The 21383-nt window shown below is 58.7% G+C and carries 16 protein-coding genes and 1 tRNA gene; 9 read left to right on the top strand and 8 right to left on the bottom strand.

Annotated elements, in window-relative coordinates; all coding sequences use genetic code 11:
- Positions 1–35 precede the first annotated feature (35 nt).
- From JFT58_RS28360 to JFT58_RS28330, 7 genes are all read left to right on the top strand, one after another.
- Positions 36–635 carry a hypothetical protein gene (locus JFT58_RS28360; protein WP_060772899.1) on the top strand — a complete coding sequence of 200 codons (600 nt, stop codon included), beginning with the start codon at positions 36–38 and terminating at the stop codon, positions 633–635.
- Positions 632–2974, top strand: coding sequence for a hypothetical protein (locus tag JFT58_RS28355; RefSeq protein ID WP_060772898.1), 2343 nt, complete (start codon positions 632–634; stop codon positions 2972–2974). The genes JFT58_RS28360 and JFT58_RS28355 overlap by 4 nt, the downstream gene beginning before the upstream one ends.
- The gene (locus JFT58_RS28350; RefSeq protein WP_060772897.1) at positions 2961–3428 is read left to right on the top strand and encodes a phage protein Gp13 family protein; all 468 of its coding nucleotides are present in this window, start codon (positions 2961–2963) and stop codon (positions 3426–3428) included. Before JFT58_RS28355 ends, JFT58_RS28350 begins: the two co-directional genes overlap by 14 nt.
- 11 nt (positions 3429–3439) lie before the next feature.
- On the top strand, positions 3440–3901 hold the full coding sequence (locus tag JFT58_RS28345; RefSeq protein ID WP_233095462.1) for a hypothetical protein: 462 nt from the start codon (positions 3440–3442) through the stop codon (positions 3899–3901).
- Complete coding sequence (locus tag JFT58_RS28340; protein WP_198834805.1) at positions 3901–6012, top strand: transglycosylase SLT domain-containing protein; 2112 nt, start codon at positions 3901–3903, stop codon at positions 6010–6012. The genes JFT58_RS28345 and JFT58_RS28340 overlap by 1 nt, the downstream gene beginning before the upstream one ends.
- On the top strand, positions 6009–12128 hold the full coding sequence (locus JFT58_RS28335) for a hypothetical protein (protein WP_060772894.1): 6120 nt from the start codon (positions 6009–6011) through the stop codon (positions 12126–12128). The genes JFT58_RS28340 and JFT58_RS28335 overlap by 4 nt, the downstream gene beginning before the upstream one ends.
- A 70-nt stretch (positions 12129–12198) precedes the next feature.
- Entirely contained in the window at positions 12199–14136 is a 1938-nt protein-coding gene (locus JFT58_RS28330; RefSeq protein ID WP_198834804.1) for a hypothetical protein, read from the top strand.
- Between the two features lie 34 nt (positions 14137–14170).
- On the opposite strand, the gene JFT58_RS28325 is transcribed toward JFT58_RS28330, so the two are convergent.
- From JFT58_RS28325 to JFT58_RS28295, 7 genes are all read right to left on the bottom strand, one after another.
- On the bottom strand, positions 14171–15286 hold the full coding sequence (locus tag JFT58_RS28325) for an acyltransferase family protein (protein ID WP_054897624.1): 1116 nt from the start codon (positions 15284–15286) through the stop codon (positions 14171–14173).
- A gap of 36 nt (positions 15287–15322) precedes the next feature.
- Positions 15323–16582 carry a tyrosine-type recombinase/integrase gene (locus JFT58_RS28320; protein ID WP_054897623.1) on the bottom strand — a complete coding sequence of 420 codons (1260 nt, stop codon included), beginning with the start codon at positions 16580–16582 and terminating at the stop codon, positions 15323–15325.
- A gap of 181 nt (positions 16583–16763) precedes the next feature.
- Positions 16764–16837: transfer RNA gene (locus JFT58_RS28315), tRNA-Gly, on the bottom strand.
- Between the two features lie 113 nt (positions 16838–16950).
- Positions 16951–17835, bottom strand: a complete 885-nt coding sequence (locus tag JFT58_RS28310) for an alpha/beta fold hydrolase (protein WP_054897622.1) — start codon at positions 17833–17835, stop codon at positions 16951–16953.
- A 304-nt stretch (positions 17836–18139) separates the two neighbouring features.
- Complete coding sequence (locus JFT58_RS28305) at positions 18140–18832, bottom strand: pseudouridine synthase (protein WP_054897621.1); 693 nt, start codon at positions 18830–18832, stop codon at positions 18140–18142.
- Entirely contained in the window at positions 18822–19034 is a 213-nt protein-coding gene (locus tag JFT58_RS28300; RefSeq protein WP_054897620.1) for a cysteine-rich CWC family protein, read from the bottom strand. Before JFT58_RS28300 ends, JFT58_RS28305 begins: the two co-directional genes overlap by 11 nt.
- Positions 19035–19042: 8 nt before the next feature.
- Positions 19043–19210 (bottom strand): hypothetical protein, encoded by a 168-nt coding sequence (locus JFT58_RS28295; protein ID WP_155718216.1) that lies wholly within the window; start codon positions 19208–19210, stop codon positions 19043–19045.
- A gap of 67 nt (positions 19211–19277) precedes the next feature.
- Between JFT58_RS28295 and JFT58_RS28290 the strand changes: the two genes are divergently transcribed.
- Positions 19278–19637 carry a hypothetical protein gene (locus JFT58_RS28290; RefSeq protein WP_054897619.1) on the top strand — a complete coding sequence of 120 codons (360 nt, stop codon included), beginning with the start codon at positions 19278–19280 and terminating at the stop codon, positions 19635–19637.
- A 157-nt stretch (positions 19638–19794) separates the two neighbouring features.
- The gene (locus JFT58_RS28285) at positions 19795–20247 is read left to right on the top strand and encodes a DUF3757 domain-containing protein (RefSeq protein WP_054897618.1); all 453 of its coding nucleotides are present in this window, start codon (positions 19795–19797) and stop codon (positions 20245–20247) included.
- Here JFT58_RS28285 and JFT58_RS28280 read toward each other — a convergent pair.
- Positions 20233–21345 (bottom strand): enoyl-CoA hydratase/isomerase family protein, encoded by a 1113-nt coding sequence (locus JFT58_RS28280; RefSeq protein WP_054897617.1) that lies wholly within the window; start codon positions 21343–21345, stop codon positions 20233–20235. The two genes, JFT58_RS28285 and JFT58_RS28280, sit on opposite strands and share 15 nt — an antisense overlap.
- Between the last annotated feature and the right edge of the window lie 38 nt (positions 21346–21383).

The raw sequence follows: 21383 nt of genomic DNA, 5'->3' as shown, positions 1-21383 counted from the left end.
CCTTCGGGGCCTTTTTCTTTTTCTGAGGTTCCCGAATGTCCAGCGACGTAGAAATTTGCAACATGGCGCTGTCGCGGGTTGCACACACGCAACCGATAGTTTCGTTCACGGAAAAGAGCAAAGCGGCCGAACTGTGCCGTGTGTTCTACGCCCCGCTTCGTGAATTGGTGTTGCAGGCGTTTCCCTGGCCATTCGCGGAATCCGTAGTTGCACTGGCAAGCCTGGGCAGTCCTGCGCCTGGTTGGGCTTACCGTTATCGGTATCCGGCCAACTGCCTGCAAGTGCGTGACATCGTACAGCCAGGGTTTCGCCGCTCGCTCACCAGCGATCTGCAGATCCCATACAGAATTGGTTACGACGCCGGCGGTCGGGTAATTCACACAGACCAGCCTGAGGCTGCGTGCCGCTTCACCTTCAAGGTCGAGGACTCCACGTTCTTCGACCCTCAGTTTGCTGACGCGCTGGCCTGGCGCCTGGCGATGGACCTGGCTTTGCCGCTCAGTTCCAAGCCTGACCTGCAACAGTTCGCTGCCCAGCAATATCAAGTGGCGCTGACCATCGCCGAGGGTTCTGCTTTTGAGGAATCCCAGGACGATCCCGAGCCTGAATCTGAATTCATTACGGTGCGAGCATGAGCGGGATACTTCAACCGACCTTCGCGGCGGGCGAGCTTTCGCCGTCTGCCAGTGCACGTACCGACATTGCCCGCTACTACACGGGCCTCAAGCTGTGCCGCAACTTCATGGTCATGCCCTACGGTGGCGTGCGTAACCGTGCCGGCACGCGCCTCGTGGCCGAGGTAAAGGATTCGACCAAGCTTTGCCGCCTGGTCCCGTTCCAGTTCAACGACGTGCAGACCTACATCCTGGCGTTTGGCGACTTGAACATGCGGGTTATCAAGGACGGTGGCCAGGTGCTGTACAGCGCAGGCCCCAGCATCGGTACGCCCTTCGAACTGGCCATGCCGTACACGCAATATGACCTGGCATCCCTGAATTACACCCAGTCTGCTGACGTGATGACGTTCGCGCAGCCAGGATACAAGCCGCGTGAACTGAACCGCTTGGCCCACGACAACTGGACCACCGCCGATATCAACCTGGCCCCGCGCATTGCCGCTCCGGCATCTGCCACGGCCGTAAGTGGTGGCGGCACTGGCACGGCGCAAACCTGGCGCTACCAGGTCACCGCCGTGCTGGATGACGGCAACACCTTGGATGAGTCCCTGCCTGCCACGTCTAACCCCGTCACGACCCACACAGACGTTGCGTCAGCAACCATCACCTGGTCCGCCGTTACCGGTGCGACGTACTACATCATCTACAAGGACAACGCCGGCGCCGGGATCTACGGATTCATCGGGCGCGCCACCGGCACCACCTTCACGGACCAGAACATCACGGCCGTCAAGACCGACACACCACCGAACGGCAACGACCCCTTTGTCGGCGCCGGTAACTTCCCGGGCGCCGTGGTGTATTACCAGCAGCGCCTGATATTCGCCGGTAGCAATTTGCAGCCACAGACTGTGTGGACGAGCAAGACCGGCCTTTTCAAGAACTTCGGCTATTCCGTCCCCAACAAGGATGATGACGCTATTACCTTCACCTTGAGCAGCAACAAGGTGAACCGGGTTCGCCATCTGCTGGGGCTGCGTAAGCTGCTGGCGCTCACCACGGGCGCAGAGTTCACCATTTCGGGCGGTGACACAGGTTTGTCGGCAAAGACCGTGCAGGCCGTTCCAGAGGGCTACGACGGTTCGTCAATCGTTCCGCCCGTGGTGGTAGGCAATAGCGCCGTATACGTCCAGGCGCGAGGCAACCGGGTGTCGTCGTTCGGGTACTCACTGAACGCTGACGGGTTCGCCGCTGACGATCTGACGCTGTTCAGCGCCCACCTCTTCAAGGGCAAGGCGTTGACCAACGTTGCATATCAGAAGGTGCCGGACTCGATTGTCTGGTACGTGCGCGATGACGGTGTGCTACTGGGCCTAACCTACATCCCCGAACAGCAGCTGGTGGGCTGGCATTGGCATGACACTGACGGGTTCGTCGAGTCGATCGCCTGCATCCCGGAAGGCCAGGAAGATGTCCTGTATATGGTGGTGCGCCGCAACATCAACGGCGTGCAGAAGCGTTATATCGAGCGCATGGCCAGCCGGCAGATCACCAGCATTGAAGACGCCTTCTTTGTTGATTGCGGCCTGACCTATGACGGGCGCAACACCGACGCGGCCAAGACCTTCACCTTATCCGGCGGTACAACCTGGAAGTTTCCCGAGGTGGTCACCATGACGGCGGTCGGCCACACCCCATTCGCGGCGGGGAGTGTGGGCGTCGATTACTCGTTGAAGCGCCAGGTGATCGACGAGAACGGCGACCCAGCTACAGAAATTGTCAGGGTTGAGGTGGTCGGCTACACCAGCCCCAGCGTGGTCACGGTCAAGTTGCTGATCATATGTCCCGAATCGTTACGCGGCGTCCCAGTTTCTAAATGGGCGCGCCAGGTCAAAACGCTGTCCGGCCTGGGCCACCTTGAAGGCAAGACCGTTTCAATCCTGGCCGATGGCAGCGTGCACCCCCAGCGTGTTGTTACAGGCGGCTCCGTTGCATTGCAGGAAGCCGCGGGCATCGCCCACGTAGGGTTGCAATACATATCCGACATGGAAACCCTCGACCTGGAGCTAAAAAACGCCAATGAGACGGTGCTAGACAAGAAGATCGCCGTCAACAGCTTGATCGTTCTGGTCGAGGAATCGCGGGGCATCTTCGCCGGCAAGGACAAAAACCACCTTTACCCACATAAAACCGGCCGGGATGACTACGAGTCGCCTATTGAGCTGCTCACCGGGCAAGCGGAAATCTCTATATCCAACGACTGGCAGGGCAAGGGCCGGGTATTTATCCGGCAGGCTGACCCGCTGCCGTTATCCGTGCTGGCGGTGATCCCGGAGGTGACCATTGGCGGTCGCTGACGTTTTGCCCATTGAGCCCGAGGATATCCCGGCGATCCTGCGTGACGTGCGCCAGGCCGATATCGACGAGATTGTCGAAGGGCTCGGCGTATCCCTGGAACGTGAGCTGTTATCCGGCATCAACGACAGCCTCAATGCACGCAAGATCGTGGTTGACGGCCACATCGTTGCCGTTTTTGGGGATGCGGTGCACAGCCTTCTTGGATCGGTCGGCGTGCCCTGGCTGATCAGCACAACCCACGTAGAGCGCTACGCCCGTGCATTCCTCAAGGTCTGCAAGCCCGAGGTGCAAGGGATGCTTACCCGGCACCGCCACCTCATCAACTACGTAGACGCCCGCAACACCTCGGCCATTCGCTGGCTAAAATGGCTTGGCTTCGACTTCGGCGAGGCCGTCCCGTATGGGCCCAAGCGCCTGCCGTTCTACCCCTTCACCCTGAACCGAGAGGAATAACCATGTGCTGGATGGCATTGATCCCCGTCGCCATTGGCATGGCCGGCAGCATGATGCAGGCCCAAGGGCAAAAGGAAAGCGGCGTATTTCAGTCGGGAATTTTGACGCAAAACGCCGCTTTCAAAACTCAGGCCGCTAACGAAGCTATCAACGCCGGCAACACCTCGGCGGATTGGCAGCGCGTTCGCACCGGCCAGGCAGTAGGCACCCAGCGCAGCGTGCAGGCGGCCAACGGAATCGACGTGAACAGCGGCAGTTCTGCCCAGTTGCAAGACGATACCGCCATGCTCGGCGAGCTGGACGCCCTGACTATCCAGAACAACGCCGCCCGCGAGGCTTACGGTTACCGCGTACAGGCCAAGCAAGACTTGCTCAATGCCAACCAGACCGTGCAGAACGGCAAGACCGCCGCTATGGGCTCCATCCTGGGCGGCCTGGGTAGTGCATTCGGTTCATTCGCGGGGGCTCGCTAATGCCACGGGTACCGACATACGACACGGCGCAGGTCCAGCAGCAGCCCACCCGGCCCATTCAGCTGCAGGGTGTAGCACCTGATACCACCTCGATTGCCCAGGGCTTGCAGAGCTTTCAGCGTGGCGCGGAAATCCTGGCCAACAAGTCCAGGGAACAGGCTGATACCGCCTCGATCATGGATGCTGATCGCAAGCTGACCGAGTGGCAGCAGAACACCATGTTCAACCCGGAAGGCGGCGTGTACACGCGTAAGGGCGGGGCTGCGCTCGATATCACCAACCAGACGCTGGGCCAGTTCGAAGAGGCGCAGGTCAAGATTGCCGAGACCCTGACCAGTGAACAGCAGAAAGCGCGGTATGCACAGATTGTCGCCAGCCGCCGTAACTCACTGTCCAACGAACTGAACAAATACGAGTTCGCCCAACGGGAACAGCATTACGACGACACGGCCGAAGGGCAGCGCCTGAGTGCCATCCAGGGCGCCGCCCTGTACGCCAACGACCCGCAACAGCTCGCCTACTACCAAGCCAAGATGAATGTGGTGGAAGGATCTGAGGCGCAGCGCAAGGGCCTTCCGCCTGAACTTGCTGAACAGAAACGCCTGGAGGCGAACACCCGGCTTAATGCGGCAGTGATTGAACAACTGGCTGCGCGTGACCCGATGAAGGCAAAGCAATACTTCATGGACAACGCTGTCAGCATGACCGCCGACGCGCAGCTCCGGGCGGCCTCAATGCTCAAGCCGCTTATTGATCGCCAGGTTGGTGTCAGTGTGGGCAGCCAGGCCGTTCAGGATGTCAGCAGCCAGGATAACCGTGTGTTTGCTTCAATCCTCCAGGCGGAAAGCGGCGGCAAGCAGTTTGACCGCAACGGCCAACCGATGACGTCGAGCCGTGGCGCCATTGGTACCGCTCAGATCATGCCCAGCACCGGGCCAGAAGCGGCAAAGCTTGCCGGTGTTGAATGGGACGAGAACCGCTTTCGCAATGACCCGGACTACAACCGTCAGCTTGGCCAAGCCTATTTTCAGAAGCTGACCAACGATTTCAAGTCGCCAGCGCTGGCTGTGGCCGCCTACAACGCTGGCCCAGGCATGGTTAACGACTGGATCAACGGCACCAACACCACCGGCAAGAACGCAAGCAAGCTCAAGCTGGGTGACCCGCGCACCGGTGAAATCAGCCAGGCCGAGTTCCTGGACAAGATCCCATTCAAAGAAACCCGCGAATACACCGAAAAGGTGCTGGGCAAGGCATTGCAGACTCACGAACCCAGCTTTGGCCAGGTAGCACAGGCCATTGATGCGCGTGACGATCTGACCGCCGACCAGAAGTCTATTGCGTTGAAAGCCGCCAAGCAGCGCATTGACTGGCAAGCCGAACAGCGTAAGCAGCAGGATGCGCAGAACCTGGAGTCCGCATGGGATGTGGTGTTGCAGGGCAATAGCTGGGACACGATCCCGGCCGCCACCTGGGCCGCGCTGCCCGCCGAAGGCCGCAAGCAGATCATGGATTACAAGCCAGGCCGCCCAACAGACCAGGAGGTCTATTACCGGGCTCGCGACGAGATTGTCAGCGGCAACGAGCTGAATCTATTGGGGATGCGCGCCAAGCTTTCCGACACCGACTTCCAGGAGTTGACGAAGCTTCAGCAGGATCGGCGCGAGAAGGGCGCCGAGGCCACATCGTCCATTGGCAGCAACGACAACATATTCAAAGAGGCGTTGCGTGTGGCTGGCATTGATCCAGAAGCCAAGGCAGGCAAGCGCGACGCCAAGTCTGTGGCCGCTGCCCGCCGGTACGTCGACACGCAGATTCGCGCCCTGGAACAGGACCAAGGCAAGAAGGCGACCCCCGACCAGGTGCAGAAGGTCGTTGACCGGGCATTCATCCAGGGGGATGTGGACGGTAGTGGCAACTGGTGGAACCTCGGACAGTGGACCTCCAAGCGCCGAACTTTTGAACGCCAGGACGGTGACAAGGTGATCGTCCGGGATATCAAGCAGATCCCGCCAGATGAGCACCAGCAGATTGTCGAGGCCATGAAGCGCCACGGCCAGAAGCCCAACGACGCCGACATCCTTCGTCTTTTCAATGAGGCAAACCAATGAATCGTTACGACGAATTGCTCTCCGGTACCGGCGAGCAGGGCGCCGCCGAGCCCAACAAATACGACGCAGCGATTCAACGCCGGCGGGACCTGCCAAATCCGCGCACCGCCTTGAGCTATGTCGCTGACACCAACCCGGACGAGCAGGCCAATATCCAGCGCCTGGCTGAACTGACCGGCCTGCCGCCGGAAATGGTATCGCGCAACCGGCTGGAGATTGAGCGCAAGGCCAAGCTGGACGCTGTGGACTATGACGCCTTGCTGAGTCGCGCCCCGGTCACCAACAAGTTTTTGACCGACCCGAACAATGCCGGCGTGGCGCATGACGATATCGACGCGCTGTCGAACGTTGAGGGGGCCTTTGATAGCTTCGTCAAGGAATCGGGGCAGCAGCACTCAACGGGTACCGGTGACGCTCTTTCCCGTGGTATTGGCCAGATCGGGTTGGCGGGTGAGGCTGCTGCCAACCTGCTGGACCGCTCGCTTTCGTCGGTCGGCGGCTTCTTCGTCAACATGCTGGCCCCGCAAAGCGCCCTTGATCGCAATGGCACGGATGAACCGAACTACACCGGGCAAAGCGAAAACAACGTGGTCAGCGCCGTAGAGGGCTACATGGCCATGCCGCGTGACCAGCGTATCGCCTTCGCTGGCCAGGTGTTCGATCAGGCCCGGGCAGGCGGTGCAGGCTTTGGCAGCGCGGCGGCTGATACCGGCATGTATGCCTTGCGCAACCCTGGGCTGATCGGCAGCGCTTTGACCGAAGCGTTGCCAAGCCTGTTGGTGGGCGGTGGTGCTGGTGGCATTGCCGCCCAGCCGGTGAAGAACTTTGCGGTCAGTCGCTTGGCCAGCACCTTTGCCCAGCGGGCCGCCGAGAAAGCAATCGTGGTTGGTGGCGTGAACTTCGGGGCGGGCATTGCTGGTGGTGCAGGTGAGAACCTGGCCGAGGGCTACAAGAAAACCGGCGATATCGATCAGTCCTACGCCTACAGCCTCAAGCGCACCGTGGCAGAAGCCGCCGTGAACGCCCTGGGCGGCATGCTGCCCATTCCGTTTGCTGCCCGTGGCATTGGTGGGAAGCTGGGCAATATCGCTGTCGAGGGCACGGCCCAGGCTGCTGGTGGTGCTGGTGGTGCGCTTGCCGGTGCCGCCGCCGTGGGCGAAGAAGCGACCGGGGGCGAAATGTTCCTCAATGCGGCCTTGGGCCTCGCCACTGCGCCGCTTGACGTGGCCATGGCCAGCGCCAGTTCGGGCCGACGGTATTGGCAGATCGAACAGGATCTGTCTGCCGTGCAGCGCCTGGGCGACATGGCCGAGAACTCCAAGCTGTTCAAGCGCTCCCCAGCCCGTGCTGAAGCGCTGATCGCGCGCCTGAAAGAGCAGTCCGGCGGCACTGTGGAAAATATCCTGGTACCGGCCGAACAGTTCATGCGCTACTTCCAGGAGAACAACCTAGATCCTGAACAATTCGCCACGGCGGCCACTGGCAATGCTGGCGCCCTGGGCGAGGCGCTGACTTTGGGCGGCGATATCTCGATCCCGCTGGAAAAGTGGGCCTCGGTCATCGCAAAGGATGGTCACCACCGGGGGCTGGAACAGGACATGCGCGCCACCCCTGACGCCATGACCCTGCGCGAGTTGGCCGAATTCCAGCAGCGTGTTCCGGAAGAGCTTGACCGCCTGCGCGACCGCGTTGAACAGGACACTGTTGCAGCTTCGGACCGCCGTGTATTTGAGGACGTGCGCGGGCAGTTGCTGGGCATTGGACGAGAAGCGCAGACCGCCGACCGTGAGGCATCGTTGTATCAATCGGCGTTCCGCTCCCTGGGCGAACGTTCCGGCATTGATCCCTATGACCTGTTCAATCAGTACCAGTTGCGTGTTGGCCGTGACATTCCCGAGGTGCTGCGCAGTCCGGCAAGCGCTGATCAGCTGGATTTAATGCTGGACCGGCTGCGAACCGGTGACATTCCGGACGACGCCACAGTCAACGGCCCGTCGCTGATCGACTTCATCCGCGAGCGCGGCGGTATCAATGACGAAGGCGGCGAGCTGGCCGCCCGTGACGCCGACGTGGGGCGTCGTGGTGCCAATCGTATCGCCAGGAAGGGTGGGCGCAGCCTCGACGATATGGCGACCCAGGCCGCCGAAGCGGGTTATTTCGGCAATGTCGCAACCGCAACGCCCGATATGCTGTTGGCCTCAATCGACAAGGAATTGCGCGGCCAGCGTCAGTCAGCGCCCGGAAACCTTAATCAGGAACAGTTCAACGCCCGGGCAACTCTGGACGACCTGCAGCGCGCTATTGATCAATCAGGCCTCGACCTGAATGCACTGGATAACGCGGCCGTGCGCAAGGCGTTGCTGGGCGATGACGCCGTTCGGTTTGATCAGACAGAAGACGGTGCCCGTGGGTTTATCCAGTTCGGCGCTGACCGCAAGTTCAATATCAAGCTGACCGACAAGGCCAACCTGTCCACGTTCCTGCATGAAACCGGGCATTTTTACCTGGAAGTGATGGGCGATCTGGCAGCACGCGCCGATGTGCCGGACCAGGTAAAGCAGGATTATCAGACGGTCCTTGATTGGTTCGGCGTAAAAGATCGATCCGGCGTTAAGGTTGATCAGCACGAACAGTTTGCCCGTGGCTTTGAGGCATATCTGCGCGAAGGCAAGGCGCCCAGCGCTGCATTGCAGTCGGCTTTTTCCCGATTCAAGGCTTGGTTGACCCAAATCTACCGGGATGCCAGCCGCCTTAACGTTCAGCTCAATGACGACGTGCGCCGGGTGTTCGACCGACTGCTGGCCACCGATGACGAAATCGCCGTAGCCCAGGCCCCGTACCGCAGCCTGTTCACTGACGCACAGACGGCCGGCATGTCGCCCGCTGAGTTCGATGCCTACCGCGCAACCGCCGACAAGGCGGGCCAGGCCGCCGAGGAGCGACTTACCGCTGAAGCGCTGCATGAGCTGAACCGCGAGCAGCAGAAGTGGTGGAAGGAAGCCCGCGGCGTTATGCAGGAAGCGGTGACCAAAGAAGTCGATGCCCAACCCGTTTATCGCGTACAGGATCTGTTGCGCAAAGGGCTGCAAACCGATGGCACCGTGGGGGATCCGGTCAAGCTGTCCCGTGGTCCGCTGGTTGAACGTTATGGCAAGCCAGTAGTGTCCCGCCTGCGCGGCATGACCAGTGAAGATGGGATTCACCCCGATATCGTCGCCGAGCAGTTCGGTTACACCTCGGGCGATGAAATGGTTCAGGCCCTGGTGGGTGCCCGTGGCCGCAAAGAACTGATCCAGGCTGAAACCGACGCCAGGATGCGCGCCGAGTATGGCGACATGCTCAACGACGGCTCACTGGCTGACCGCGCCATTGATGCGGTGCACAACGATGACCGGGCCCAGGTCGTGCGGGAAGAGCTGCGCGCCATTGACCGCCTGCGCCGGCAGGTGGAGAAAGTCCAGCGGGCACAGGATGGAAATTCCCGCGCCTTGCGCGAAGACGCCTACAGCGCCATCCCATCCCTGAAAGATATCCGCACTATTTCCAAGCAGGTGATCGCTGACAAGGTAGTGCGCGATATCCAGCCACACCTGTACTTGAACGCCGAACGCAAGGCGAACCGTGACGCCTTCAACTTCGCCACCAAAAACCGCTGGCAGGAAGCCGCCGAGGCCAAGCAGCGGGAGTTGTTGAACCACTACCTGTACCGGGAGGCGACTGCCGCCCGCAAGGAAGAGGAAAAGATTTACACCTTCATGCGCCGCTTCGAAAAGCCTTCGACGCGTGAACGCATCGGCAAGGCTGGCGCCAGCTACCTGGAGCAGATCGAGGGCCTGCTTGATCAGTATGAATTCCGCAAGGTCAGCGGCCCGCAGGTAGAGCGCCGTCGTAGCCTGGCCCAGTTCGTCAGCGAGCAGGAAGCTGCCGGCAATGTCGTGACCGTCCCGCAGCACCTGATTGAACAGAGCGCCCGGTTTAACTACCGAGACCTGACCTTTGAAGAACTGAATGGCGTGCGTGACGCGGTGGTGAACATCGAACACCTGGCCAAGTTGAAAAACAAACTGCTGAACAGCAAGTACAAACGCGATTACGAGCAGGCCCGTAGTGACCTGATCCGCTCCCTCAATGACAACGTGCCTGTTGATGCGCGAAAGGTCGCCACCTCCGAAAGCAGCGAAACCACCGCCGATAAGGCTTTTGGTGCACTGGCCGGGCTCGATGCCTCGCTTACCCGTATGGAAAACGTGATAAACCGCCTGGACGGCAAGAAAACCAGCGGCCCCTGGCATGAGCTGGTATGGAATCCGCTGGCAGAAGCGCAGGCCAACGAGCGCACGCTATTCAAAAATGGCATTCGCTCCATTGTTGAGCGCTTTGCCGGTATGGATTCCAAGCGTCTGGCCGACCGCTTCTATATAGCCAGCGCTGGGAAGTCGTTCAACCGCCGTGAAATCCTGATGCACGCGCTCAACACGGGTAACGAGTCGAACCGTACCAAGCTGCTCAAGGGCAACAAGCTGAATGACGCGGCACTGGCCGACATGCTGGGGCGCCTGGACAAGCAGGATTGGGATCTGGTGCAGTCGGTGTGGGATTCGTTCGACAACCTCTGGCCTGACATCGCGGCGATGTACAAGCGCCTGTCAGGCGTGGCGCCGCCGCGCATCGAGCCGAAGCCAGTCACCACCGCTTTTGGTGAGTACCGCGGCGGTTATTTCCCGATTATGTACGACCGCAAGAGGGCGGGGGCGCCGCCGGCGGCTGTTGGCGGCGAGTTGTTCAATGAGGGTTTCGAGGGCGCACTACCGTCCAACGGGTTCACCAACCAGCGTAACGACAACGCCAGCGGCCCGCTGCTGCTCGACTTGAGCGCCATCCCCCAGCGCCTGGCCCAGCACGTCCACGACCTGACGCACCGCGAGGCATTGCAGGACGCTCACCGCCTGACCAAAGACCCGCAGATAAGGGCGGTGCTGATCGACAAGCTGGGGCCGCGTGGCGCTGATTCGTTCTTGCCGTGGTTGAAGGCGATAGCCAATGACCGCAACCCGCCAGAAACAGGCAACTTCAACCGGTTCCTCGACGCGGCCAGAACGAATACATCCATCGTGGGCCTGGGCCTTTCCAGCACGACACTGCTGGCCCAGGTAGGCGGCTTGATTCCTGGTCTGCTGTATGTGAAACCCCAGCTGCTTGCCAAAAGCTTGCTCGATGGCATCCGGTCTCCTGTTGAGACGTACCGGATGATCACCGACGCATCCCCGGCAATGCGCTTGCGCTGGGATACCGAGGACGGTCGACTGGCTTCCAGCATGGCCGACCTTATCGGCAAGAACGCTTTTTTCCGCAAGCGTGACGACCTGGTGCGGTTCTCGTTCAACCTGCTGGGTTACCTGGACCGTGGGATTTCCGGCGCGATCTGGATGGCCAGCTATCGCGAAGGGCTGGCGGCCGGCAAGGACTCGGCGGCGGCGGCGCTCGATGGCGACAAGGCTGTACGCCTTTCGCAGGGCGGCACCGGGGCAATGGATATTGCAGCCATCCAGCGCAAGGACCAGGGCGCCGCCATGCGCCTGCTGACGATGTTCTACACGCCGTTCAGCGCCTACTACAACCAGAACCGAGACCTTGCCTTTGAGGCCAAGCAGGGTTCGCGCACGGTGGCCAGCGCCGCCGCCGCCATGCTGGCCGTGGCGTTCTTCCAGGGTGTGGTGGGCGATCTGCTCACCGGCAAGGGGCCCGACGAAGATGAGAACACTGCCGCGTGGATGGCAAAAAGTACGCTTGGGTTTGGCGTGTCCGGCTTCCCCGTTATCCGCGACACCCTCGGGGCCGCCCTCAGTGGTCACGCGGGCTCACTGTCTCCAGCCTGGCAAGCGATCAATGCCGGCCGGCAAGCAGGTGCGGCAGTTGCTGGGCTGGCTACTGGTGAAAAGGAAGCTGGTGCGGCGGCCAAGTCGGTCGTTACTGCCGGCGGCTACCTGCTGGGCGTGCCTACCAAACCATTAACCCGCCAGGGCTCATACCTCTACAATGTCGCAGTGGGGGAGGAGACCCCCGAAGACGCGGCCGAGTTCATCAAGGCCCTGTTGCACGGCGCCCCGAAAAAATAACAGCGAAGCACCCCACCGAATCCCGCCATTGAGCGGGATTTTTTTTGCCCTCAGGAAAGGAGTCACACCCGTGACCGTCAGCACAATAGGCAGCGTTGCAGAGTTCGATACCAATGGGGTAACCACCAACTACCCGTTCTATTTCAAGTTCCTGGCCAATGAGGACTTGGTTGTCACCTATGTGAACCCGGCCGGTGTCAGTTCCGTTCTAACGCTCGGCACGAACTACACCGTCAACGGCGCAGGCAATGAGCAGGGCGGGAGCATCGTCACTACGTCAGCGCTCGCTGGCCCTGGACAGTTGATTGTTTCCAGGGAAATGGATGCCTTCCAACAGACCAGCCTGCGCAATCAGGGGAAGTTCCTGGCGGAAACGCATGAGGATGTATTCGACAAGCTGACCATGTTGATACAGCAGGGTTTCAGCATCTTCAAGCGCGCCCTTACACGCCCATTTGGGCGAGATTATTTCTATGCGGAAAACCGGCGGATCACGGATGTAAAAGACCCGGTAGAACCGCATGACGCTGCAAACAAGCTCTGGTCTACAAACTTCTTTACCAGCCTTCTAGAGAGCGTTAGTGGCCTGGTCAACACGACCACCGGCATTCTCTACGATGCCGGGACGTTGTTCGATTACCTAAAGTACGGGCTTTCTCGCCGGGTTGATAACGTTGGGGCGCTGCGCCTGCTTTCCTCGTCGCGCAACCAGCGGGCCCGCACGCTCGGTTACTACACGAAAGGGGATAAGGGTGGGGGCGATTACTACGTCGACGCCTCCGACACCACCAGTCCAGACAACGGCATCACGGTTATTGTTGGCGCCGACGGCGCTCGATGGAAGTTGGTCTACAGGTCTCTCCACATCAAGCAGGCTGGTGCAGTGGAAGGGACGGATGTCGCCCCGTTGCTTAATACGATCGGGGCTATTTTGTATGCTGACGGCGGTGATACGTGCAAGATCGTGGGCACGTACAAGCTCGGCCAGAAAGTGAATATGTACCCAAGCGTGACGTTGTTAGGGGGTGGGTCAGGGCGCCGCAATCGTTTGGAGCTGATCCACGGCGGCACGGCATTTGAAACTATCCGACCAGCCGGATACTCGCCGGGCCTTTGCATTGACAGCAACGTTAAAAAATTAACTATCGTTGGAACCGGCACGGGCGCGGGAGTTTGCTTTTCCATCCGCAACGCAATGCAGTGCACCATCAGCAAGAACGAAATCGCAAATTTTGGTATTGCGTTCGATTGGAACAGCGGGCATACGCCCTCTGTTTTTGTTCAAGCGTTCTTCAATAAAATTTCTCAAAATATCATCAAGCCATGCGGCATTGGCCATCACTTCGGTGGAGCAGCCAACAGAAACACGTTTTACAACAACAGCATTGCAGACAACCAGGTTGCCTATGATTTCTCTCAGGCGCATAACTGGTCAGAGACAAACGTTTTCATTAACGAGAATGTGGAGGGGTGTCACAGCTGGGCAGAGTGGAGCGCCTCTGTGTATTCTCAGACATGGGACGGGCTCACTATTGAAAACCCCGCTACCAATGGTTACGTTTGTTTGGTAAAGGATCCGGGGCGCCAGGTCATGACAAACTTAGCGCTGATTCCTCTAGGAAACAACGCGGCGATCTCTAAATATAATTTAAACTCTAAACCTTCAATGATACTGGGATCTGCTGGTAGCAGCGGTGATAGCAGACTCGGGTTTAGCATCACCGAACCCTTGGAAATGTACGATATCATCCAGCACCACACGCATCATGCGAGTGGTTCGTATGCAGGTACGATCGCCGCAGGCGCTGTAGCATCTTTTGATATTGCACTTTCTACCGCGCTTTTAAATGACAGAGTAGATGTGTATGCACTTAGATCACTATTTGGTTGCATCCCCGTTGCTTGGGCGGGTAGCGGCGTGGTTCACGTCACGATTTCCAACCCCACCACTTCAAACATCGTGATCCCTTCCACTGAAATATCAGTGATATTGAAGAGAGTTTTCTAGCAAGATCGGGCCCGGCACTGTCGGGCCTTTCCACTTATGCAGAAACTGTCTTGGTTGGTAGGCGTTTATGCAGGGCATCCCTGAAAATATTGGATAGCTTTTGCTCAAGCAGGTATTGAGAGCCAGCAGCAACCGAAACGCATAGCACCACAGAAAAAGCGAAGTACCCCCATGTGTGCGTATAGGCGCTCAACCCTAAGGACGCCACCGAGTGATCCATGGCCGCCCTGGTCAGATAATGGGTCAGGTACAACGAGTAAGATATTTTTCCAAGCCACATTAGAATCTTGGGTGATTTTATATGCACGGTTTTGCTGCATACGGCCATAGCTAAAACCATAATAGCCAGTGGACCCCCCCAGTTTGTTATCCCGTGAGTAGATGCAGGTCCAGAATAATTAAACCAAACTACCAGCGCCACACTAGAAGCAAGTAAGTTTACGGCAACGACCTTGCTACAGATTATAATATGCTTCGATAGGTACATGTACCCGATTAGCGCACCTGCCACAAACTCCAAGATAATTGGGTTCGTAATTAGGTTTAAGTAGTTAAACTCATAGCTATAGTATGTAAATGGATCCGTAGAAAATGTTCGTGTCAATATCGGGATTAGCACTACTGTCAATGCTATCCAGGTGAGCATTGCAGCGAGGCGGAATCGCTTGAAAAGCAGCGACACTGCAAACACGACATAGAAATACATTTCAAAGTTCAGAGTCCAGCCAAGGGGGAATACAGGCTCAAAGTAAAGCGGCGCCATTTCCTTGACCGGGATAAAGGTCAGGCTTTTCAAGAGCGCAGTTAGGTTTTCAGTGCTGCTGAAATACGCCAGCCCCGAATAAGCGATGAAGATCCATAGCAGAGAGACGACTGCATAGGTTGGCCAGATCCTTGAGAACCGGCTGATTGCAAAGTTCTTCACGTCATCCATGGTACCCGTCGCTTTGCGGGTTGAGTAAACCATGATGAAGCCGCTGATGATGAAGAACAGATCCACACCCATTGCTCCAGGCAAGAGCGCGCTCTCTATCAGCGGATAGCTGGGTGAGTCTCTCAGGTAGTCCGCTGCGTGACACAGCACGACCAGCATGGCGGCTATTCCTCTAAGCGCTTGAACCCAGTCAAGCCTTCCCTGTTCCATGCTCATGATTCAGTTTCCATTTTCCAATTCTTGATTTTGGTTTTACGCGTTATTAACTTTGCGCCGGAACTCGTCTCGTCGTTGTTCGGTCATGCCTTCTCGAAGCGCATCAAGATAGTCCACATACCACTGCACCATCTTCTGGCGCTGCGGCAGGTAGATCGCCTTGTCATACACGCCTTTGAGTCCGGCTTTCTTGTGGGCCAGGTGCATGTCCCGCCAGTTTTCGTCCCAGCCAAATTCGGATAGCAGTGTTTCGCAGGTGTGCCGGCTGCCATGGCCAGTCATCCGCCCTTTGTACCCGATCAGTGCAAAGCACTTGTTGATCGATGCGTCTGAAATAACCGGCACCTTCTCGCCCGATGATGGGAACAGGTAGCGGGACCGGCCAGTAAGCCGTTGCAGATCCCTGATCAGCTCCACGGCCTGGGTGGGCAGCGGTACGATGTGGTCACGCCGCATTTTCATTTTGACGCCTGGCACCGTCCACAGGCCTGCATCAAGATCAACTTCGGCCCATTCCGCCCAGCGCGTCATGCCTGGTCGTGATGCGGTCAGCAGAGTCAGCCATGCAGCAGTGCGAACGATTGTGCCGCTGCGTGATTCAACCAGCGCCCGCAAGAACTCTGGCAGCTCCGACTCCAGAAGGTGTGGGTACTGCGATTCCTCCGGTGCCTTTTCGGCAATGTCGATCAAGTTGCTGGCCGGGTTGTTCTCGGTCATGCCCTTGGCGATGGCCAGGCCAAATATCTGATTCACCCACACGCGCACCTTCTCGGCGGTGTTGTGGGCACCGCGGCTCTCGATGCTTGCCTGGAGGTTGGCGCAATCCGCCCTGGTGATCCTGCTCAAGGGCTTGCTACCAAGGGCCGGTAGTATGTCATTTGCCAGCGCACCTTTGATTCCGGCCAGGGTCTTTTCGGCCCGGCCGTCCTTGATCTTTTTATCAAGCCATAGATCGGCTGCAGCTTTGAACGTGTTCGCCTCGGCTGCATCCCTGGAAGCCTTCAACGTTGCCTTATGGGTGATAGGGTCTATGCCTTCGGCATTGAGCCGCTGCGCTTCCTGCGCTTTCTCTCTGGCCTTTTTGGCGGTCACGTCCGGATAGGCGCCCAGGCCGTGCCATCCCCATATACCGTTGGGCTTCTTGAATCGAAGCTCCCAGCGTTTACGGCCCGTGCTGCTGACCACGAAATAGAGCCGGTCAATTCCATAGTTCTCGCGGTATTCCTTTTCCTCTGGCTCAAGGGAAGCCAGCACCGTGTCGGCCAGTGGCCGGCGCTTTATCTCGGATCGTTTCATGCTGGATTCTTGTATGGTTTGGTTCGATATTGTGCGCACCATACATGGCGCCATACACAGAATCAAGGATAAGCGGACACAAAAGGGAATAGAGGGGATTAGCAGGGATTGGTGTTTGTTCAGTATTACCGGGGGTTTGGTGTGTAGCGGGAGGGTGTGGGACGGGGAGGGAATAAGAATGTGGAGCGGGTAGAGGGAATCGAACCCTCAACTAAAGCTTGGGAAGCTTTCGTTTTGCCACTAAACTATACCCGCTCAGAGCGGCTGACTTTGTACCAGATGTTCAGCTGGATTTGAAGTTTTTCTTTGAAAAATGTGAGAGTTGCGTGTGGCGACAGAGCTTGCTCGCCACAGTGTCAGGCCTGATTTCAAAGCGCCCATGCATGCTGCGCCTGGCCCTGGCTATACCGTAACGGGCTTGCGGGCCGTTGCCCTTTCAAGAAGCCCACCACGGCCTCACGGCTGTCGCGGCACGCGGCTTTATGTTCCATGTCCAGGAAGTGTCCCGTCGCCTGAATGGTGCTGAAGCTGCTCTTGGCCACATGCTGGCCAAACAGCTTGGCGTCGTCTGCACTGGTGTATTCGTCCCATTCGCCGTTCAAGAACAGCACTGGAATATCGATCTGCCTGGCTGCCTTGAGGTAGCACTGCCGGTCGCTGTTGAGCACGTGGCTGATGTGAAAGTGCATCTGCCCGTATTCGTGTGCGGCCAGGTTGCTGACATGGCGGTAGTTGAAGCGTTTGAACAGCGAAGGCAGGTGCTTGCCGATGGTGCTGTTGACCAGATGGCCGACGCGGTCGCGGTCGAGGTTGCCCAGGTAGTCGACGCCACGTTCGAGGTAGTCACGCATGGGCGCATTGATCACCGGCGAGAATGAGCTGATCACGGCTTTTTCTACCCGACGGGGTCGCTGTGCGAGGGCAACCAACGTGGCGGCCCCGCCCCAGGAGAAGGACAATACGTGTTCAGCGGCGAAGTGGTCGAGCAGTTCAAGGAGGATCTGGCCTTCGACTTCCTTGGTAAGCATCTGCTCATGACGGTTATGGATTTTGGAACGGCCAGCGTAGGGCTGGTCGTACAACACCACATTGAATTGCGGGTACAGGCTTTTCACGGTTTGAGCGAAGGACGCTGTGGTCGCCATTGAGCCGTTGACCAGGACGATGGTCTTTGCCGCCGCGTCCGCGCGATAGAACTCCGTGTACACCCGATACTGACCCTGTATATCCAACACAGCGATTTCTGGCCTCATGTCGTAAGACTCCTGGCAAGCGGGTAGTGCGCGCAGATCACTCTGCACGAGCTTTATGACAGGTAGGCATACGCCTGGAAAATGAGGGCCCATGTCGGTCCGATGACGGCTGGCCGGCGGGTGTTGTTATGGCGGGCGGTTTGCCGGGAAGGCCCGTGGATCAAGCGCGGGCGAGGCAAGGTGTTTCTTGGAGGTTATAGGCGACTCATCAGTCATTATCTGGCTGAAGCCCTGATTCAAGCAGTACGGAACGCATGTCGCAAGGCGAGCGGCTGGTTTTTTGCCATCATCGGCTGAACGGTCGTCAGACTTTTAGGATCTCTTCGTCAGTCAGTGGCCGATACTGACCCGGCGCAAGCGACGCATCGAGCACTAAGGGCCCCATTCGCTCGCGGTGCAGGCCGATCACCTTGTTATCAAAATGACCGAACATGCGTTTGACCTGGTGATATCGGCCTTCGATGATGCTCAACCGCGCTGTCCTGGGACCCAGCAGTTCAAGTTCGGCAGGTTGGGTGGTGAGATCTTCGAAAGCGAAATACACGCCCGCCGCGAACGTCACCGCGTACTGCGGGCCGATGTCCTGTTCGGTTTGCACGTGGTACACCTTGGGCAACTTGGTCTGCGGTTGCGTGAGGCGCCGCGACCATTGGCCGTCGTTGGTGATCAGCATCAGGCCGGTGGTGTTGAAATCCAGGCGCCCGGCGATATGCAGTTCGGCTTTGTCGGGTTCGTCCAGCAGGTCAAGGACCGTGGAGTGTTGCGGGTCCGACGTGGCGCTGACGCAACCCTGGGGTTTGTGCAGCATGAAATAGCGCGCCGGCTTGCCCGCTTGCAGGATTTCACCGTCAACGCAGACCTGGCTGAATTCACGTACGTCATGGTGAGGATCGCTGACCGCAACCCCTTCAACGGTCACCCGGCGTTCCACCAGCAACAGGCGCACTTGCTTGCGATTGAACTGTGGCAGGTTGCTGAGGAAGCGATCAACGCGCATTGCGGTTACGCAACTGTTCGTCCACCTGGGCGCAGCGTGGGCACAGGCAGGCTTTATTACGCAACTCATCCGGCAGGGCTTCAAGTACCGCCAGGTCGATGATGACGCCGTAGCACCAGCAGGCTTGATCGGCAGTGCGCGGATCGGCTAGGGAGCAGTCGTTGCGGGCACCACAGGCGGGGCAAAGGGTCGGTGTGGTCATGGGTCGGTTCAGAAGGAAATCGGGTAGGGCGCGTTAGTTGTTGCACGATACAGCGCGGCTGCGCGGCATTCCATCATCATGGCGTTTTGACGGGCTTTCACTTCGTCTGAAACAGGTGTTTCCACTTGTGTCACGAACGCACCAGATTCGGTTTTTGATGTCAGATGTTTCGTCATTCAGTGAAAGCTGAATGCCGCTCGCCAGCGTCGCTGGAGGAGCTCTTCCGCGGTCCAGGAGGCCGCCATGTATCGACGACTGCTGCTCATCGCTTTGCTCGGCCTGACCCTTTCAGCCTGCGTGCCCTATTACGATGGAGGCGCTTCCTACTATCGCTCCGAGGTCTACACCGCGCCGGCGCCAGCCTATTACTACGGCGGCCCGCGTTATTACCCTTCTGGGCGCAGCTATTACGCGCCAGCGCCTCGCTACTATGCGCCACAGCCTCGCTACTATTCGGCGCCGCGCTACTACCAACCGGCCCCGCGCTATTACCCCCGCGCCGGGTACCGGCCCTACCCAAACCAGGGGTGGGGCGACCGCTGGGGCAATGGCGGGCGTGGACGCGGTTCCGACCACGGAGGTGGCCGCGGCGGTCACCGTTAAATATCTTGAAAAACAAGCGGCGCATCATGCGCCGTTTTTTATAGGTACCGTATGTCCGTACTGTCAGATTTAACAGCTATCTTTGAGGCGCTAGCTGTACTTCACTAACGAGGAGCCTTGTGCTTTTGCGTGGTGAGACTGAGCAGATGGAAACCCTATGTTCAAACAATTGATTTGCGTGCTCCTGCTGATGAGCTGCTTCATTGCATCGGCAAGAGCGGAGCAAGGCTGTCCTTATCCGTCGCAGGTCGCGTATGCAGACGGCCATTATCGCGCCCAGGACAATGGCCTGCGCTGGCAAAGCCCGAAGGTAGCGTCGCGTGGTGTTGTCGACGGGTTCATTGGCGCAATCTTCATGCCGGGCGACGGCGAGGAGAGAGGAAACGGCTACATGGACAAGTGCATCTACCGCACCAGTTGGAACGGTGTTGTAGCGTTGAGGCCAAGCAGCGGAAATGAGGTTATCAACATGTCGTTGACCAGCACCTTGTATTGGAGGCTGCAGCCCGATGCGTTCGAGTTGCCGGTGTATACGTGCGAGGACAGCCAGCCGGACAATTGCGCTTTCAAGGTCAACGACAAGCGTACAGACCTGTCAGTAGTCAGATAAATCCGCCAGAGGATTCCTACCTTCCCAGGCCTTGTCAAAGTGCGCCTGCACCACCGTTTCCGGGAGTGTGTTGATATCCGGCCAGTGCCAACGAGGCGCCTGGTCTTTGTCGATCAGGCGCGCCCGAACCCCTTCGGCGAATTCCGGATGACGGCAGCAGTTGAGGCTCAGGGTGTATTCCATCTCGAACACCTGGGCCAATGAGAGGTGACGGGCACGCTGGAGCTGTTCCCACACCAGATGCGCCGTCAGTGGGCAGCCCTCACTGAGGGTTTTGCCGGCCCGGCTCAATAGCGGGTCGCTGTGGTCGCGCAGCAGGCTCAAGGCGCGCCAGGCACACCGCACATCTCCTACATCAAGCCATTCGTCGATCTGTGAGCGGCGCGGTAGCCATTGCGCTTCGGGTTGATCACTGTTTGCCTCCTGCGCCAGGGCCTTGAGCAAGCTGTTGAGTTGCATCGCGCTCTGTTCCTGCCAGTTCAGCTGCAGCAGGCCATCGAGCAGATCGTCTTGCTGGTCATCACGCAGGAAACGGTCGGCCAGGCCCAAGTCCAGCGCGTCGCGACCGTTGATATGGGCGCCGGTGAGGCCCAGGAACAGGCCGAGCTTGCCCGGCAAGCGGGACAAGAACCAACTGGCCCCCACATCCGGGTACAAGCCAATGCTGATTTCGGGCATGGCCAAACGACTGCTTGGCGTAACGATACGCACGGCGGCGCTTTGCAACAGGCCCATGCCGCCGCCCAATACATAACCGTGGCCCCAGCAGATCAACGGCTTCGGGTAGGTGTGCAGGCGGTAGTCAAGACGATATTCGGCGGCAAAAAACTGCGCGGCCAGGGTCGGAACTTCGCCCGGCTGTTCACGGCAAGCCTGAGCCAGGCTGCGCACTTCGCCACCGGCGCAAAAAGCTTTGGGGCCGTTGCCGCGCAGCAGCACGCAGACGATCTGCGGGTCTTTGGCCCAGGCCTCCATGCGCTCATCCAGGGCCAGAATCATCGGCAGGGAGAGGGCGTTAAGGGACTTTGGCGCGTCCAGGCTGGCGATACCGATGCGAGCGCCGCCACTGCCGGTCAGTTCTTCGAAATGCAGGTTCATCGTGGCCTCAATCGAGAAGGTGAAGGATGAGTATGATC

It is taken from the genome of Pseudomonas sp. MF6767, assembly GCF_016405475.1.
GTDB lineage: Bacteria > Pseudomonadota > Gammaproteobacteria > Pseudomonadales > Pseudomonadaceae > Aquipseudomonas > Aquipseudomonas paracarnis.
This window is presented reverse-complemented; position numbering and strand designations above follow the sequence as displayed.